The following is a 734-nucleotide window of genomic DNA, read 5'->3' on the forward strand; positions in this document are numbered from 1 at the left end:
GACACCGTTCTTAAATAAACTGGCACATGATAACGAAACGTTCTACTTTGATAACTTTTTCCACCAAACGGGACAAGGCAAAACATCTGATGCTGAATTTATGATGGAAAACTCTCTGTACCCGCTGGCTCAAGGTTCAGTTTTCGTAAACAAAGCGCAAAACACGCTGCAATCCGTTCCGGCGATTCTGAAGTCTAAGAATTACACATCTGCTACTTTCCACGGGAACACGCAGACGTTCTGGAACCGTAACGAAATGTACAAAGCGGAAGGCATTGATAAATTCTTTGATTCTGCCTACTATGACATGAACGAAGAAAACACGAAAAACTACGGCATGAAAGACAAACCGTTCTTCAAAGAATCAATGCCGCTGCTGGAAAGCCTGCCGCAGCCGTTCTATACGAAGTTCATTACCCTGTCCAACCACTTCCCATTCGGAATGGATGAGGGGGATACAGACTTCCCGGCTGGAGACTTTGGTGACTCTGTCGTCGATAACTACTTCCAGTCAGCCCATTACCTTGATCAGTCCATTGAACAATTCTTCAATGATCTGAAAAAAGACGGGTTATATGATAAATCGATTATTGTGATGTACGGAGACCACTACGGCATCTCTGAAAACCACAATAAAGCGATGGCGAAAGTGCTTGGCAAGGATGAAATCACTGATTACGACCACGCCCAGCTTCAACGGGTGCCGCTCTTTATCCACGCTGCCGCCGTGAAGG

At 45.4% G+C, this 734-nt stretch carries 1 pseudogene; it reads left to right on the forward strand.

Features of this window, described 5'->3' with window-relative positions:
- Positions 1-734: pseudogene (gene ltaS, locus ACWHAR_RS26705) on the forward strand (lipoteichoic acid synthase); the annotation flags it as partial.

Source organism: Bacillus sp. LR--39 (assembly GCF_053613335.1).